Origin of the sequence: Nocardia spumae (assembly GCF_020733635.1) — a bacterium.
Lineage (GTDB): Bacteria > Actinomycetota > Actinomycetes > Mycobacteriales > Mycobacteriaceae > Nocardia > Nocardia spumae.
The window spans coordinates 3,252,942-3,269,020 of sequence record NZ_JAJFZL010000001.1 but is presented as its reverse complement, the minus strand read 5'-3'; the positions used below and the strand labels follow the sequence as shown (position 1 = coordinate 3,269,020).

Below are 16,079 nucleotides of genomic sequence, written 5' to 3'. Positions count from 1 at the left end.
CGCCGATTATCGTCGTCGGCCGCGCCCGGCGCTCAGGCGGTGGCGTGCGGCCCGATCCACGCGTCGAACCGGCGGTCGATATCGCCGGTGGCGAGGCGGCTCGCCAGCCAGCCGTTCACCATCAGCAGGGTGAGGGCATCGTTCTTCGGCACGAGGAACACCTTGCCGAAGGAGTCGAACGGCGCCTCGGGGTGCAGCACACGCAGATCCGGATGCTGCCGGGCACGATAGCGGCCCTCGACCGAGTCGGTGACGAAGACATCGGCGCGACCGGCCGAGATCTGATCGAAGATCGTCACGTTGTCCGGCCACACCGTCAGTTGCGCGTGCGGGAAGTGGGCGCGAGCGAACTGCTCGTTGGTACCACCACGATTCACGATCACCCTGACCTGCGGCTGATCGATCTCCGCGACAGTGGCGTACCGGTCGCCGTCGGCGGCCCGCACGATCGGCGCCTTACCATCGGTGCCGTAGCTCAGCGAGAAATCGGCGTAGGACCGCCGCGCGGCGGAGTCGGAGATGCCGCCGACCGCGAGATCACAAGCGCGCGAGCCGAAGTCGGCACCCATCGACGACCAGCTGGTCGGCACGAAACGCACCTGCCGGTGCAGCGCATCGGCCATATCGCGCACCAGATCGATATCGATGCCGCGATAGCCGCCCTGGCCGTCGGTCACCGAATAGGGCGGGTAATCGCCTGTCGTACACACGCGCAACGCATCCGGAGCCTGTGCTCGCGCCGGGGCGACCAGCGCCAGCAGCGCCGCTACCGCACCCGTCGCGGCCGCGATCACCCGCGATCGCATCACCACAATTACCTCGGCCGGGGTCAGCGCTCGTTGCGCGCCTTCGGGAACCGGGTCTGATGGGCGACCCATCCGGCCATCCGCGCCCAGTGTCCCTTGGCCGGGGTGGCCGCGGCGCTCAGATCACGATCCCAGTGCTCGGTCTCGGCGAGGCCGTCGACCGCCTCGACCACGGCCTTGGCGGTCGCCAGATCCGCGACCACCCGATCGCCGAGCACACCATCGGCGCCGACGAGGGTGATGCGGACCCCGACCCGGCCGATCTGCTGCAGTACGGCGGTTCCGGAGCCACCGTGTTCGGCGACGAACTTCTTGACCGAATCGATGACGGCGGAGGACGGCTGCACCGGGGCCGCGGTGGCGGTTTCGCTCATGACGGCGAGTTTACCGCCCGGTAGTCGACGCCTCGCCGCCCTACCGGTGGCCCGGCCCCGGCGCGGGTGTAGAACTGGATTCCATGCGCGCCATCCAGGTCAGCGAACACGGCGGTCCCGAAGTCCTCGTCGCGACCGAGGTCGACGATCCCGTCATCGGGCCGAATCAGCTGCTCGTCGACACCGAGGCGGCCGGTGTCAATTTCATCGACACCTATATCCGCACCGGGACCTATCCGCAGGCGGTGCCCTACATTCCGGGGTCGGAGGGCACCGGCGTGGTCGCCGCGATCGGCTCCGAGGTGACCGATTTCACCGTCGGTGATCGCGTGGCGTGGGCGGCCGCGCCGGGCAGCTACGCCGAACGGGTCGCCGTGAACGAGGCGGTAGCCGTCGCGGTACCGGATGCGGTGCCCGCGGCGGTCGCGGCCTCGGCGCTGCTGCAGGGCATGACCGCGCACTATCTGATCGAATCGGTCTACAAGCCCGAGCCCGGGGAGACGATTCTGGTCCACGCCGGCGCCGGCGGAGTGGGCCTGCTGCTGACCCAGCTGGCCGCGGCCCGCGATATCCGGGTGATCACCACGGTCTCCACCGATGCCAAGGAGGAGTTGTCCCGCGGCGCCGGCGCCGCCCACGTGCTGCGCTACGGCGACGATCTCGCCCAGCGGGTTCGCGAGCTGACCGACGGCGCGGGCGTGGCGGCGGTCTACGACGGCGTGGGTGCGGCGACCTTCGAAGCGAGTCTGGCGTCATTGCGCATCCGCGGCATGCTCGCGCTCTTCGGCGCCGCCAGCGGTCAGGTGCCGCCGTTCGATCTGCAGCGGCTCAATCCGGCCGGATCGTTGTTCGTCACCCGGCCGACACTCGCCCACTACACCCGGGACCGGGCCGAACTGGTCTGGCGCGCGGGCGATGTCCTCGACGCCATCGCCGGCGGTTCGCTGCGGCTGCGGATCGGCGCGGAGTATCCGCTCGCCGACGCGGCAAGGGCCCATCGAGATCTGGAAGCGCGCCGCACCACCGGTTCGATCGTGCTGGTGCCCTGATCGCTCAGTAGTCGCGGCCGGTGAGACCGCGGTAGACGAATCGGGTGAGCGCGGCGACCGCCTGCTCGTCCCCGAGGTCGATCGCACCCTCCTCGACGGCCTCGACCACCGCCCGTACGAGCGGGAACATCATCGCCACACTGAATTCGGGCGTGCCGGGCAGCCGGAGTCCGGCCGCGTCGAATCCGTCGAGGTGATCGGCGACCTCCTCCAGCTGGGCCATCCCGAATCTGCTCGCCGGCCGCGCGAAATCCTCGTCCACGAGAGCCGCCTGCGCGACCGCCCGCAGCACCGGCCAATGCCGGCGCGCGAACGTCCAGTACTGCTCGATATGGAAACCGACCGCGTCGGGCTTGGTGAAGTCCGGATCGTGGGCACTGTCCTCGGCAGAGGAATCCCTTCCGCGGCAAAGTCTTCCAGCAGCGCCTGCAGGAGCTGCTCCTTGCCGGCGCAGTGGTTGTAGAACGACCCCGCCGAGCGCCCGGCGGCCGTGGTGATGTCGACGATCTCGGTGTTGATCGCCGGAGCCGGTCCGACCGGACTCACCCTCGCCATCGACCTCGCGCGCCGCGGGATCGCCGTGCGCGTCGCCGACAAGGCCGAGACGCCCTTCTCCGGATCGCGGGGCGACGGAATACAGCCCCGCACCCTGGAGGTCTTCGACGATCTCGGCGTCCTCGACGCGATCCTGGCCGCGGCAACGCCACCTCCGCTCATGCGCATCCACATCGGTGGCACCCTGGCCACCGCGGACGGGACCGAAACGGTGATCGCGGACCATCTCGTGGGCGCCGACGGCGGGGCGAGCACGGTGCGCCGCGCCCTGGGCATCGCGTTCGAGGGCACCACCGACGAATCCCTCCGCATGCTGCTCGGTGACGTCACCGCCGACGGGCTCGATCATGATTTCGGCTACTGGTTCGCCCCCGCGGACGCTCCGACCGAGGGGATCGCACTGACCCCACTGCCGGGCGGCGCCCTGTTCCAGTTCGCGGCCCCGCTGGGTCAGGCCGCCGAACCGTCTCGCGAGCTGTTGCAGGGGTATGTGGATCGGATGTCGGGCCGCACCGGCATCACCATCGGCGAGCCCATCTGGTCGACGCTGTGGCGGCCCAACATTCGCCTGGCCCGGCACTTCCGCGCGGGACGGGTCCTGCTCGCCGGTGACGCCGCCCATGCCCACCCGCCGACCGGCGGGCAGGGCATGAACACCGGTATCCAGGACGCCTACAACCTCGGCTGGAAACTGGCCGCGGCCCTCGACGGCGACGAGCGACCGCTGGGCACCTACGAATCCGAACGCCGCGGAGTGGCCCAGCGTGTACTCGGCCTGAGCGCGGAACTACTCGACAAACACCTCGACGGCCGCGAGGCCGCGCTCGAGCGCGGCCCGGAGACCCATCAGCTCGGCATCAGCTACCGCGCCCCGGCCGACACCGGTGTGCTCACCGCCGGAGATCGCGCACCCGATGCCCCGCCGCACCGGGCCGACGGATCGAGCGTGCGGCTGTTCGACCTGTTCCGAGACCCGCACGCGACACACCTGTCGTTCGGCACACCGGATCACAGCGTGGAAGGGGCAGGGCTGCGGGCATATTCGATCGTCGCACCAGGGACACCGGCCGAGCCCGATCAACTGGTGGCGACCGGCGGTCACGCCTTCGCCGACTACGCCGCCACCGACGGCACCCGGGTACTGGTCCGGCCGGACGGATATCCGGCCTGGCATCGGCAAGGGTGACCCGCCGACGACCCCGCCGCATCGATAGTGGATGATCTGTGCTGCCGCCCAAGCCGATTCGCCCGCTTCGCCGTACCCTCGTACCGTGATCGCGCGGGCCGTTGCGGGCGGCCGGCACAGCAGGCATCGGTCAGGGGTTGATCCAGATGTTGGTGAAGGTTCGCAACGACGATCCGTCGCGGCTGTCCAATTCCGAACGGACGGTGGCGAACTGGCTCAAGACCTGGACCGGCGCACACGCACTACCGGGTATCGCCGTGGTCGCGGCCGGAGCCGCGGACGTGATCGTGTGGACGCCCAAGACCTGCGTCGTCGTGGTGATCAAGGATTTCACCGAGCGGGCGAGCGGCACCCTGGCCGTCTCCGGTTACCGGCCCTGGACCATCGGCGACCGGATCGCGCCACTGGCGGGCACCGAGGCCGGCACCGAACCGATGACCGAGATCCGCGCGCGCACCGGTGAGATCGCGCAGCTGCTGCGCGCCGCGCCGGGACGCGAGCGGGTGGGCGTCACCGGGATGGTGTTGGTCATGCCGCAACTCGGCAGCAGGGTCACCCTCGACAAGGGCGATCTGCCCGACGGCATGGATATCGTCCTCGGCGATGGACCGGCCGCGCTGCGCAGCTACTTCGCCCGGATCACCGCCGATGCGCCCGACACCTGGGACGCGACGCAGGTCGCCCAGGCTCTCGGCGCGTTCGGATTCGCCGCCGCCGCAACTCATTCGGACCTGACCGCCGCGGGCTTCCCGGCCCAGACCGTGCGCACTCCCCCGCCCGCCCCGCCCGGCGCGGCGCGCCCCTCACGTAGGTCCGGCCGCGCCCCGGTGCCCAGCGGCGCACCCGTGCCGGTCGGCGCCGCCATGCCCGGTCAGGGCGGGGTATCGATGGCACGGCCGGGCCCGGAGCGGCAGCCCGCGCCCGGTCCGGGACCGGTGCCCGGTCCGCCCACCGGCGGGCCGGGCGGATTCCCGGGACAGCCGGTGCCGCCCCGGCCCGAAGCGGGCTACGCACAGCAGCATCAGCAGCCGTATTCGGTGCCCTTCGATCCACGCCCGGCCGCGCCCCCGCCGCAGCGAGGCGGCCGCCGCGGTGTGGTTCCACTCGTCCTGCTCGGCCTGCTGGTGGTGGTGCTGGCCGCGGTCGCCATGTGCACCGCGGGTGGCCGCAGTGACACCGGCCCGGCCCACGGGCCGGCCACCGATCACACCGCGACGACGAGTACGCATTACACCCCCGCCCCGGAACTCAGTGTGCCGGCGCAGACGCCCGGCCGCGCCTGCTACCCGTTCCAGCCCGGCTGCCCCGGCTGACACGAACGACCCCCGGTCTCGGGCCGACCGAGATCCGGGGGGAAGGATCACCGAGAGATCGGCGTCAGCCGAACAGCGTGGAGCCGATGGTGTGCCAGCCGAGGACCGAGTCCACGGCCAGCCCGCAGAACACGACGGCCAGGTAGTTGTTCGACTGCAGGAACAGTCGCAGCGGTTTCACCGACGCACCGCGCCGCACACCGGAATAGAGCTGATGGGCCATCAGCAGGAACCAGGCGCCCGCCACGATGGCCACGGCGGCATAGACCACCCCGGTCGCGGGAATCAGGGCCAAGGTCGCCAGCACCGTCAACCAGGTGTAGACCACGATCTGCTTGGTGACCGCGCGTTCGGTCGCCACCACCGGCAGCATCGGCACCCCGGCGGCGCGGTAGTCGTCCTTGTAGCGCATGGCCAGCGCCCAGGTGTGCGGCGGCGTCCAGAAGAAGATGACGGCGAACAGCGCGACCGCGGGCCATCCGATGGTCCCGGTGACCGCCGACCAGCCGACGAGCACCGGCATACATCCGGCCGCACCGCCCCACACCACGTTCTGCGAGGTCCGTCGCTTGAGGCCCAGGGTGTAGACGAAGACGTAGAACAGGATGGTCGCGACCACGAGCAGCCCGGACAGCAGATTCGCCTGCCACCACAGCCAGGCGAACGAGCCCGCGCCCAGGAGCACGCCGAAGACGAAGGCGTTGCGCGTCGGCACCGCCTCGCGCGCGAGCGGACGTTTGGACGTCCGCTTCATCACCTTGTCGATATCGGCGTCGGCGACACAGTTGAGCGTATTGGCGCTGGCCGCGCCCATCCAGCCGCCGAACAGGGTGGCCACGATGAGCCGGATGTCGACATGGCCGCGGTCCGCGAGCAACATGGTCGGAATCGTGGCGACCAGCAGCAGCTCGATGACGCGCGGCTTGGTCAGGGCGATGTAGGCGAGCACCCGGCGGGTCAGCGCCGACAGCGGGCCACTGCCCTGGACACGGTCGGCGAGCGCCGTCGCGGAGGAACCATGCGCATCACCCGGCTGTTGCCCAATCCGCACTGTTTCTCCTCGCAGGTGGTGCATCGATCCGGTAGGGAACCAGCGGTCCGGCGGCGGCGCGGACCATCGCGCGCGCAGCCGTTTCCGCTGTCACCGCAGAGCGCGGCGCGGGCGGCGCAGCCTCTACTACAGACGATGGTAGACCCTCGCACATGGTGCTCCGGCACCCACCCGTCGCGAAACCGCCCCTGCCGCAGGCGATCGGCTCCCCCGCCGCCGGACCTACGTCGCACGTCACACATTCGCCGTGGGCCGCTGTGCGGAATCGGTGCACACCGCGGCCTCGAGCGCTGTCATCATTCACCGTAACCCCGAGCTCCCGCACGGGGTGCGGGCGAAGGGTTCCCCACTCACGGCGATCAGGCGACCTCTAGGGTGGTGGGTACAGCCCGCAAGCCGCCGTTGCACACACGAGAAGGTCAGGAGAACCTCGGTCGTGTCAGTCACAGACGACATCCGCGCCCTCACCCAGCCCGCACATCCGGCCGACTGGACCGAATTGGACACCAGAGCGGTCGACACCGTTCGTGTCCTGGCCGCCGACGCGGTCCAGAACGCCGGCAACGGCCATCCCGGTACCGCGATGAGCCTGGCGCCGTTGGCCTACACCCTCTATCAGCGGGTGCTGCGGTACGACCCGAGCGATCCGGAGTGGGTCGGCCGCGACCGATTCGTGCTCTCGTGCGGGCATTCCAGCCTGACCCAGTACATCCAGCTCTACCTGTCGGGTATCGGGCTCGAGCTCGACGACCTGAAGCATCTGCGGCAGTGGGGTTCGCTCACCCCCGGCCACCCGGAGTTCCGTCACACCAAGGGTGTGGAGATCACCACCGGTCCGCTCGGCCAGGGCCTGGCCTCCGCGGTCGGTATGGCGATGGCCGCCCGCCGCGAGCGCGGCCTGTTCGACCCGGCCGCACCGCAGGGCACCAGCCCGTTCGACCACCACATCTACGTCATCGCCTCCGACGGCGATATCGAAGAGGGCGTGACCTCCGAGGCCAGTTCGCTGGCGGGCACCCAGCAGCTGGGCAATCTCATCGTCTTCTACGACGACAACAAGATCTCCATCGAGGACGACACCTCGATCGCGCTGACCGAGGACACCGCCGAGCGCTACCGCGCCTACGGCTGGCACGTGCAGATCGTCGAGGGCGGGGAGAACGTCACCGGCATCCTCGAGGCCGTCGAGGCCGCCAAGGCGGTCACCGACAAGCCGTCGTTCATCCTGCTCCGCACCATTATCGGCTATCCGGCGCCCACCAAGATGAACACCGGCGCCGCGCACGGCGCCGCCCTGGGCGCCGACGAGGTCGCCGGGGTCAAGAAGGCACTGGGCTTCGATCCGGACCAGAGCTTCGCCGTCGACGACGAGGTCATCGCGCACACCCGAGGTAACGCCGCCGATCGCGCCAAGTCCGCCCGCGCCGCCTGGCAGGAGGCCTACGACGCCTGGGCCCAGGCCAACACCGAGAACAAGGCTCTGTTCGACCGCCTCGAGCAGCGCCGCCTCCCGCAGGGCTGGGCCGAGGCGCTGCCCTCGTTCGAGGCCGACGAGAAGGGAATGGCCACCCGCAAGGCCTCGGGCAAGGTACTGGCCGCGCTGGCGCCGGTGCTGCCGGAACTGTGGGGCGGTTCGGCCGACCTCGCCGAATCCAACAACACCACGATGCCCGGTGTGCCCTCCTTCGGTCCGGAGTCGATCTCGACCGGTATGTGGAAAGCGCAGCCCTACGGTCGCACCCTGCACTTCGGCGTGCGCGAACACGCGATGGGTTCGATCCTCAACGGCATCGCCCTGCACGGCCCGACCCGTCCCTACGGCGGCACCTTCCTGGTGTTCTCCGACTACATGCGCCCCGCCGTCCGGCTGGCCGCGCTCATGCGGGTGCCGGCGATCTACGTCTGGACCCACGACTCCATCGGCCTGGGTGAGGACGGTCCCACCCACCAGCCGATCGAACACCTGGCCGCGCTCCGTGCCATCCCCGGCCTGAACGTGGTGCGACCCGGCGACGCCAACGAGACCGTGTACGCCTGGCGCACGATCCTCGAACTCGAAAGCGCCGAGCAGCACTCGCATTTCGTGCCCGCCGACCACCCGCACACCGACGGTCCGTCGGCGCTCGCGCTGACCCGCCAGGACGTGCCGACGCAGGAGGGCACCTCCTACGAGGGCGTCTCGCGCGGTGGTTACATCCTGGCCGAATCCTCCACCGCCACACCGCAGGTGATCCTGATCGCCACCGGTTCCGAACTCCAGCTCGCCGTGGCCGCGCGCACTACCCTGGAGGAGCAGGGCATCGGCACCCGGGTGGTGTCCATGCCGTGCGTGGAATGGTTCGACGCGCAGGATCAGTCCTACCGCGACGAGGTACTGCCCCCGCAGATCACCGCCCGCGTCACGGTCGAGGCCGGTATCGCGATGCCGTGGCACCGCTTCACCGGCAGCGACGGTGAGAACGTCTCGATCGAGCACTTCGGTGCCTCGGCCCCGTACAAGGTCCTGTTCCGCGAGTTCGGCCTGACCGCCGAAGCTGTCGTCGACGCCGCGCAGCGCTCACTCGCCAAGGTGAAGGGATAACCAATGGCACAGAACGAGAATCTCGCCGAACTGTCGAAGGCCGGCGTATCGGTATGGCTCGACGATCTGTCACGCGACCGGATCCGCTCGGGTAACCTGGCCGAGCTCGTCGCCACCCGCAGCATCGTGGGCGTCACCACCAACCCGACCATCTTCCAGGGCGCCTTGAGCCAGGGCCACACCTACGACGATCAGGTGAAGGAGCTCGCCGCCCAGGGCGCCGATGCCGACGCCGCGATCCGCACCATCACCACCGACGATGTGCGCTCGGCCTGCGATGTGCTGGGCGAGGTCTTCGAGGCCACCGGCGGGGTGGACGGCCGGGTGTCGATCGAGGTCGACCCGCGGCTGGCATTCGACGCCGACAAGACCGTCGCGCAGGCGGTCGAGCTGTGGAAGATCGTCGACCGGCCGAATCTGTTCATCAAGATTCCGGCCACCGAGGAGGGCCTGCCCGCGATCACCAAGGTGATCACCGAGGGCATCAGCGTCAACGTCACGCTGATCTTCTCCGTCGAGCGCTACCGCAGCGTGATGGGCGCCTACCTCGACGGTGTCCGCAAGGCCCGCATCGCCGGGCACGACATCGCCCACATCCACTCGGTCGCGTCGTTCTTCGTCTCCCGGGTCGACAGCGAGATCGACAAGCGTCTCGACGCGATCGGAACGCCGGAGGCACTGGCGCTGCGTGGTAAGGCCGGAATCGCCAACGCACGTTTGGCCTATGCCGCGTACCAGGATGTCTTCGACGGTGGCGAGCACACCTCCACGTACTCGCATCTGGCCTCCGGTGGCGCCAACCGTCAGCGGCCGCTGTGGGCCTCGACGGGTGTGAAGAATCCGGATTACCCCGACACGATGTACATCACCGAGCTGGTGGCGCCGAATACGGTCAACACCTTGCCGGAGAAGACGCTCGAGGCCTATGCCGACCACGGCGAGCTGCGCGGCGACACGGTATCGGGCACCGCGGCCGAGGCGCAGGGCGTCTTCGACGCTCTCACCGCCGCCGGCGTCGACCTCGACGACGTCTTCGCCGTCCTCGAGCGTGAAGGTGTGGAGAAGTTCGAGAAGTCGTGGGAGGAACTGCTCACCGCGACGACCGCCGAGTTGAAGAGCACCGGAAGCAACTGACCGCGATGGCCGGTCAGAAGAAGACGGCCGCCCCGGGGAATCCGCTGCGCGAGGAGCGCGACAAGCGGCTTCCCCGGATCGCCGGCCCGTGCAGCATGGTGATCTTCGGGGTGACAGGCGATCTGTCACGCAAGAAGCTGATGCCGGCCATCTACGATCTCGCGAACCGAGGGCTGCTGCCCCCGGGTTTCGCGCTGGTCGGGTTCGCCCGGCGCGACTACGCCGACGAGGACTTCGCCAAGGTCGTCCTCGCGGCGGTCAAGGCGCACGCGCGCACCCCGTTCCGGCAGGAGGTGTGGGATCAGCTGTCGGAAGGTATCCGGTTCGTCCAGGGCACCTTCGACGACGACGCCGCCTTCGGGACCCTCGCGCAGACCTTGAAGAAGCTCGACGCCGAGCGCGGCACCGGCGGCAACCACGCGTTCTATCTGTCGATTCCGCCGAACGCGTTTCCCGTTGTGCTCGAACAGCTTTCCCGTACCGGACTGGCCAATCCGCCGGATCCGGGGCCGGGTAAGCCGCAGCCGTGGCGACGGGTGGTGATCGAGAAGCCGTTCGGGCACGATCTGCACAGCGCACAGGAACTCAACGCGCTGGTGAACCGGGTCTTCCCGGAAGAGACGGTCTTCCGCATCGACCACTACCTCGGCAAGGAAACGGTCCAGAACCTGCTGGCGCTGCGTTTCGCGAACGAACTGTTCGAACCGATCTGGAACGCCAACTACGTCGACCATGTCCAGATCACGATGGCCGAGGACATCGGCCTGGGCGGTCGCGCGGGCTATTACGACGGAATCGGCGCCGCCCGTGATGTCATCCAGAATCATCTGCTGCAATTGCTGGCGTTGACGGCGATGGAGGATCCGGTCAATTTCCAGCCGCGGCAGCTGCAGATCGAGAAGATCAAGGTGCTCTCGGCGACCAAACTGGTCGAACCCCTCGAGGAGACCACCGCCCGCGGCCAGTACGAGGCCGGATGGCAGGGCAGTGAACGTGTGGTGGGCCTGCTCGAGGAGGACGGTTTCGATCCGAACTCGCGCACCGAGACCTACGCCGCGATCACCCTCAACGTCGACACCCGCCGCTGGGCCGGGGTGCCGTTCTACCTGCGCACCGGAAAACGACTGGGCCGCAGGGTGACCGAGATCGCGGTCATGTTCAAACGCGCCCCGCATCTGCCCTTCGATCAGACGATGACCGAGGAGTTGGGGCAGAACGCACTGGTCATCCGGGTGCAGCCGGATGAGGGCATCACCATGCGGTTCGGGTCGAAGGTGCCCGGATCCAGCATGGAGGTCCGCGACGTCAACATGGACTTCAGCTACGGAGAATCGTTCACCGAGTCCTCCCCCGAGGCCTACGAGCGCCTCATCCTGGACGTACTGCTCGGCGAACCCTCGCTGTTCCCGGTCAACGAGGAGGTCGAATTGGCTTGGCGCATCCTCGATCCCGTACTCGATCACTGGGCAGCCGGCGGTATGCCCGAACCCTACGAGTCGGGCACCTGGGGCCCGCCCTCGGCCGACGAGATGCTCGCCCGCACCGGGCGCGAATGGCGGCGGCCATGATCGTGGACATGCCCGACACCAGCACCCGCGAGGTGACCAAACGCCTGGTCAGCCTGCGGGAGAGCAACGGGGTCATCGCGATGGGCCGGGTGCTCACGCTGGTGGTGTGCACCCTCGACTCCTCCGAGGCCGAGGACGCCATCGACGCCGCCAACGACGCCAGTCGCGAACACCCCTGCCGGGTGATCGTGCTCGCCCGCGGGGACCGGTTCGCCGAGACCAAGCTGGACGCCCAGATCCGGGTCGGCGGTGACGCCGGGGCGGCCGAGGTGATAGTGCTCCGGCTGCAGGGCGAGCTGGTCAACAACGAGAGCAGCGTGGTGATCCCGTTCCTGCTGCCCGACACTCCGGTGGTGGCCTGGTGGCCGCGCGGGGCTCCGGATTTTCCGTCGCGGGATTCGGTGGGCCGCTTGGCGATTCGCCGCATCACCGACGCCACGTATGCTCCCGATCCACGCGTCGCGATCACCCGGCGCCTGGATTCCTACGCACCGGGCGATACCGATCTGGCGTGGAGCCGCATCACGTTCTGGCGTGCGCTGCTGGCCTCGGCCCTGGATGTGCCGCCGTACGAGCCGATCGAATCGGTGACGGTCTCGGGACTGGCGGAGGAGCCGGCACTCGACATCCTGGCGGGTTGGCTCGCCGCCAGACTGGACTGCCCGATCCGGCGTCGTATCGGTGAGCTGAAGGTCGAGCTGCATCGACCGTCGGTGACGGTGGGCATCATGCGCCCGCAGACCGGCCGCACCGCCACTCTCAGCCGGACCGGTGAACCCGATCAGCCGTTCGCACTCGCGCGCCGGGAAACCAAGGATTGTCTCGCCGAGGAATTGCGGCGACTCGACGCCGACGAAGTCTATGCCGAGGCCCTGGCCGGAATCGAGAAGGTGGTCTATGAGTAAGCCACAGGTCGAGGTGTTCGCCGGGACCGAGGAACTGGTGGCCGCGGCCGCGGCGCGATTCGTGGAGATCGTGACCGCCGCACAGGCCGAGCGCGGTTCGGCCTCGGTGGTACTCACCGGCGGCGGTACCGGAATCGGACTCCTCGAACTCGTGCGGAAATCTCCCGGCGCCATCGACTTCGGCACGTTGGACGTGTTCTGGGGCGATGAGCGGTTCGTACCGGCCGGCGACGCCGAACGCAACGAACTGCAGGCGCGGCGGGCACTGCTGGATCATGTCCCGGTCGATCCCGCCCGGGTGCATCCGGTCGCGACCTCCGACGGCGAGTATCCGGATCCGGTGGAGGCCGCCGCCGAATACTCCACCGCCCTCCACGCCCACCTCGCCGAGCACGGCGCATTCGATCTGCATCTGCTCGGGATGGGTGGCGAGGGACATGTGAATTCGCTGTTCCCCCACACCGCTGCGGTCGCCGAGGAACACGAACTCGTTGTCGCCGTGACGGATTCGCCGAAGCCGCCGTCGGTGCGGGTTACCCTGACCCTGCCCGCGGTCGCCCAGGCCCGGCATGTGGTGCTGGTGGTCGGCGGCGCGGCCAAGGCCGAGGCGGTCGCCGCGGCGCTGGCGGGCGCCTCCCCACTCGACATCCCGGCGGCCGGTGCGCACGGGAGCCACACCACGACGTGGCTGCTGGACGAGAGCGCGGCCGCCGAACTGGCCTGAGGCAGCGGGCTATTCGTCCTCCGTCTGCGCCCAGGCGGCGACAGGCAGGCTGAGATAGACGCCGATGAGGTGGTCCGCGGGCAGGATGCGGGCCACCTCGTCACGGATGTGGGCGACTCGGCGATCACGGTCGGCAGCACGGTCCTCGAACCATTTCGACCGCACCTCGACCAGCACGTCGATGTCGAACCGATCGAACGGCTCCACGACGCGACAGCGCACCAGGACATCGCCGGGATGCAGGCATCCGTCGTACGGTTCCGCCGCACACGCCACTGCGACCGAAACGATATGCGGCAACTCGTCGACCAGCCGCCGCTTGGCGTCGTCGGTAACACGGTGCGAGCAGGTGAGATCGATCAAAGGCACGCCGCCAGCATGCCACGCCTGCTCACCGCGGCGCCGGGTCGCTCCCCCGCAGTTCGGAGAGGTGACGCAGCAGGAAGTCGTTCACCGCGCCGGTTCTTTCCAGCTGCACGAGATGCCCCGCACCCGGAACCTTCTCCACCGCACGCAGATCCGGCACGTGCGCGCGCAGCACCGCCAGTGGATCACGCCCGCTGAACCCCTCCATATCCGGATCGTTCTCGCCGTAGAGGAAGTAGGTCGGCACCGGCACCGTGGTCGGCAGTCCCTCGGTCAGTTCCCAGTTGCGGTCCAGGGCCCGATACCAGGTCAGGCCGCCGGTGAAGCCGGTCCGGTCGAATTCCGCCGCCAGCGTGTCGAATTCGGCTTCGGGCAACCATGACCAGGGCAGCGCGGGTGCCTGCGGCAGCGCGTCGAGGTAGCCGATGCCCGGCGGGTTCTTCCAGGTGTCCAGGTAGTGGAACTCACCGCTGAGCGCGTAGTAGACGCGGGACAGGAATTCCCGGGGGCGGGCGGCGAGTTCGGCGTCGGCCACACCGGGCTCCTGGAAATACGACAGGTGCAGGAAATGCCGTTGTGCCGCACGGGTCCAGAACTCCGAGGGCGCCTTCGGCGGACGCGGCGCATAGGGATTGTTCAGTACCACGATCCCGGCGACCCGTTCCGGTGCGCGCAGGGCCAGCTCCCAGACCAGCTGCGCACCGAAGTCCAGGCCCACGAAGACGGCGCGGTCGGCGCCGATATCGTCGAGCAGGCCGAGCAGATCATCGATCACCGCGCGATTGGTGCACGCCTCCACACCTGCGGGCGCCTCGGTGCTCCCGTAACCACGCAGGTCCGGGGCGATCGCGTGATATCCCGCCGCCGCGAGGGCCCCCACCTGCCGATGCCATACGAACCAGCCGTGCGGAAATCCGTGACAGAAGACCACCGGATACCCCTGGCCCTGTTCGGCGATATGCAACCGAATCCCGTTGGTCTCCACGAACCGATGCGTCGGCCCCACTGCGCCTCCTGGTACTAGAACACGTTCTCGTTTCACGGTAGTGTCCCGGAGTCGTGAACGGAATACTCACCGACCGGGTAGCGGTCGTCACCGGAGCCAGCCGCGGAATCGGCAAGGGGATCGCGCTGGAACTCGGTGCGGCCGGCGCGACGGTGTACGTGACCGGCCGCTCCGAGCAGACCGGACAACTTCCCGGCACCGTGGCCGGGACCGCCGCCGAGATCGACGAACTGGGCGGGCACGGCGTGCCGTTCGTCTGTGATCACCGCGACGACGACGCGGTGGCGCGGTTGTTCGAGACCGTGCGCTCCGCACAGGGCCGGCTCGATGTCCTGGTCAACAATGTCTACAACTCTCCCGCCTCGGCACGCTGGCTGGGCAAGCCGTTCTGGGAGGTGCCGCCGTCCGCCTGGGACGAAGGCTTCGATGTCGGCGTGCGCTCCCATTACGCCGCCGCCCATTACGCGGCGCCGCTACTGATCGAATCCGGCGGGCTGATCGTCGACATCTCCTCCCCGGGCGCGGAACACTTCACCCACAACGTGGTCTATGGCGTCGGCAAGGCCGCCGTCGACCGGCTCACCGCGGATATGGCGCACGATCTGTCCGGGACCGACGTCACGGTGGTGTCGCTGTGGCCCGGCATCGTCGATACCGAACTGCTGCAACTGGTTCCGGCCGATGCGCAGGGGCGCCGACTGATCACGCTGCCCGGCGAGGGGACCTTCGATCTCAACGACGCGGAGACCCCGCGTTTCGCCGGGCGCGCTGTGGTGGCACTGGCCGCCGACCCGTCCCGGCGCGACCGCACCGGGCGATCCTGGCGGGTGGCCGATCTGGCCGAGACCTACGGTTTCACCGATGTCGACGGCCGCGTGCCCCGTACCGGATAAACCATTTCCGGTCCCTTTCGTCCCCTACCCTGAGGCGAAGGCCCGCGCGGGCCCCAGCGCAGGAGGGGTGAAATGGATGACACGGAGGTGTTCGACGCGGTGATCGCAGCGGCAGACGCCCCGATCTACGTCGTGACCGTGACGAACCGGTCGCAACGCGCGGGCTGCGTGGTCGGATTCGCCACCCAGGTCAGCGTCGATCCGCGCCGGTTTCTGCTGTGCCTGTCGAAACTCAACTACACCTATCGGGTGGCCGTCGAGGCCTCACATGTGGCGGTGCACCTGGTCGATTCCGGCTCGCACGCGCTGGCCCGGCTCTTCGGCGCCGAAACCGGTGACGAACTGGATAAATTCAGTTGGTGCCGGTGGCATCCGGGACCTGCCGGTGTGGTGGTGCTCGATGACGCCGCCGCCTGGTTCGCCGCCGAAATCCTCGAACGCCACGATTTCGGTGATCATGTGGGCCTGCTGCTCACGCCGATCGGTGGTGCGGCACCCTCGGCGGGGATCGAGGGCCTGCGCGCCGACGATCTCGCCGGACTGACTCCGGGACATCCCGCCTGAGCCA

General features: G+C 68.9%; 16 protein-coding genes. 10 read left to right on the top strand and 6 right to left on the bottom strand.

Annotated elements, in window-relative coordinates:
* Positions 1-32 precede the first annotated feature (32 nt).
* Together LKD76_RS14555 and LKD76_RS14550 are read right to left on the bottom strand one after the other, a co-directional pair.
* Entirely contained in the window at positions 33-878 is an 846-nt protein-coding gene (locus LKD76_RS14555) for a transporter substrate-binding domain-containing protein (RefSeq protein ID WP_227981863.1), read from the bottom strand.
* Positions 830-1,180 carry a hypothetical protein gene (locus LKD76_RS14550; protein WP_227981862.1) on the bottom strand — a complete coding sequence of 117 codons (351 nt, stop codon included), beginning with the start codon at positions 1,178-1,180 and terminating at the stop codon, positions 830-832. Before LKD76_RS14550 ends, LKD76_RS14555 begins: the two co-directional genes overlap by 49 nt.
* 83 nt (positions 1,181-1,263) lie before the next feature.
* Between LKD76_RS14550 and LKD76_RS14545 the strand changes: the two genes are divergently transcribed.
* On the top strand, positions 1,264-2,229 hold the full coding sequence (locus tag LKD76_RS14545) for a quinone oxidoreductase family protein (RefSeq protein WP_227981861.1): 966 nt from the start codon (positions 1,264-1,266) through the stop codon (positions 2,227-2,229).
* A gap of 4 nt (positions 2,230-2,233) precedes the next feature.
* Here LKD76_RS14545 and LKD76_RS14540 read toward each other — a convergent pair whose 3' ends face one another.
* The gene (locus LKD76_RS14540; RefSeq protein ID WP_227981860.1) at positions 2,234-2,491 is read right to left on the bottom strand and encodes a hypothetical protein; all 258 of its coding nucleotides are present in this window, start codon (positions 2,489-2,491) and stop codon (positions 2,234-2,236) included.
* A 234-nt stretch (positions 2,492-2,725) separates the two neighbouring features.
* Here LKD76_RS14540 and LKD76_RS14535 point away from each other — a divergent pair, with 234 nt between their 5' ends.
* Together LKD76_RS14535 and LKD76_RS14530 are read left to right on the top strand one after the other, a co-directional pair.
* Complete coding sequence (locus LKD76_RS14535; protein WP_227981859.1) at positions 2,726-3,970, top strand: FAD-dependent monooxygenase; 1,245 nt, start codon at positions 2,726-2,728, stop codon at positions 3,968-3,970.
* 146 nt (positions 3,971-4,116) lie between these two features.
* Positions 4,117-5,283, top strand: coding sequence for a hypothetical protein (locus LKD76_RS14530; RefSeq protein ID WP_227985506.1), 1,167 nt, complete (start codon positions 4,117-4,119; stop codon positions 5,281-5,283).
* Positions 5,284-5,347: 64 nt separating this feature from the next.
* On the opposite strand, the gene LKD76_RS14525 is transcribed toward LKD76_RS14530, so the two are convergent.
* Complete coding sequence (locus LKD76_RS14525) at positions 5,348-6,334, bottom strand: heme o synthase (RefSeq protein ID WP_227981858.1); 987 nt, start codon at positions 6,332-6,334, stop codon at positions 5,348-5,350.
* A 436-nt stretch (positions 6,335-6,770) separates the two neighbouring features.
* Between LKD76_RS14525 and tkt the strand changes: the two genes are divergently transcribed.
* The 5 genes from tkt to pgl are packed head-to-tail and all read left to right on the top strand — an operon-like array spanning position 6,771 to position 13,246.
* On the top strand, positions 6,771-8,915 hold the full coding sequence (gene tkt / locus LKD76_RS14520) for a transketolase (RefSeq protein ID WP_227981857.1): 2,145 nt from the start codon (positions 6,771-6,773) through the stop codon (positions 8,913-8,915).
* Between the two features lie 3 nt (positions 8,916-8,918).
* On the top strand, positions 8,919-10,049 hold the full coding sequence (gene tal, locus LKD76_RS14515; RefSeq protein WP_227981856.1) for a transaldolase: 1,131 nt from the start codon (positions 8,919-8,921) through the stop codon (positions 10,047-10,049).
* Between the two features lie 5 nt (positions 10,050-10,054).
* Positions 10,055-11,617, top strand: coding sequence for a glucose-6-phosphate dehydrogenase (gene zwf / locus LKD76_RS14510; RefSeq protein WP_227981855.1), 1,563 nt, complete (start codon positions 10,055-10,057; stop codon positions 11,615-11,617).
* Positions 11,614-12,522 carry a glucose-6-phosphate dehydrogenase assembly protein OpcA gene (gene opcA, locus LKD76_RS14505; protein ID WP_227981854.1) on the top strand — a complete coding sequence of 303 codons (909 nt, stop codon included), beginning with the start codon at positions 11,614-11,616 and terminating at the stop codon, positions 12,520-12,522. Before zwf ends, opcA begins: the two co-directional genes overlap by 4 nt.
* Positions 12,515-13,246 (top strand): 6-phosphogluconolactonase, encoded by a 732-nt coding sequence (gene pgl / locus LKD76_RS14500; protein ID WP_227981853.1) that lies wholly within the window; start codon positions 12,515-12,517, stop codon positions 13,244-13,246. The genes opcA and pgl overlap by 8 nt, the downstream gene beginning before the upstream one ends.
* Positions 13,247-13,255: 9 nt before the next feature.
* Here the strand turns inward: pgl and LKD76_RS14495 are convergent, their stop codons facing one another.
* Positions 13,256-13,615: a hypothetical protein gene (locus LKD76_RS14495; protein ID WP_227981852.1), complete on the bottom strand. Its 360-nt coding sequence runs from the start codon at positions 13,613-13,615 to the stop codon at positions 13,256-13,258.
* 22 nt (positions 13,616-13,637) lie between these two features.
* Complete coding sequence (locus LKD76_RS14490) at positions 13,638-14,618, bottom strand: alpha/beta fold hydrolase (protein ID WP_227981851.1); 981 nt, start codon at positions 14,616-14,618, stop codon at positions 13,638-13,640.
* 53 nt (positions 14,619-14,671) lie between these two features.
* Here LKD76_RS14490 and LKD76_RS14485 point away from each other — a divergent pair, with 53 nt between their 5' ends.
* Complete coding sequence (locus tag LKD76_RS14485) at positions 14,672-15,511, top strand: SDR family NAD(P)-dependent oxidoreductase (RefSeq protein ID WP_227981850.1); 840 nt, start codon at positions 14,672-14,674, stop codon at positions 15,509-15,511.
* Positions 15,512-15,583: 72 nt separating this feature from the next.
* Positions 15,584-16,075 carry a flavin reductase family protein gene (locus LKD76_RS14480; RefSeq protein ID WP_227981849.1) on the top strand — a complete coding sequence of 164 codons (492 nt, stop codon included), beginning with the start codon at positions 15,584-15,586 and terminating at the stop codon, positions 16,073-16,075.
* Positions 16,076-16,079: the final 4 nt, after the last annotated feature.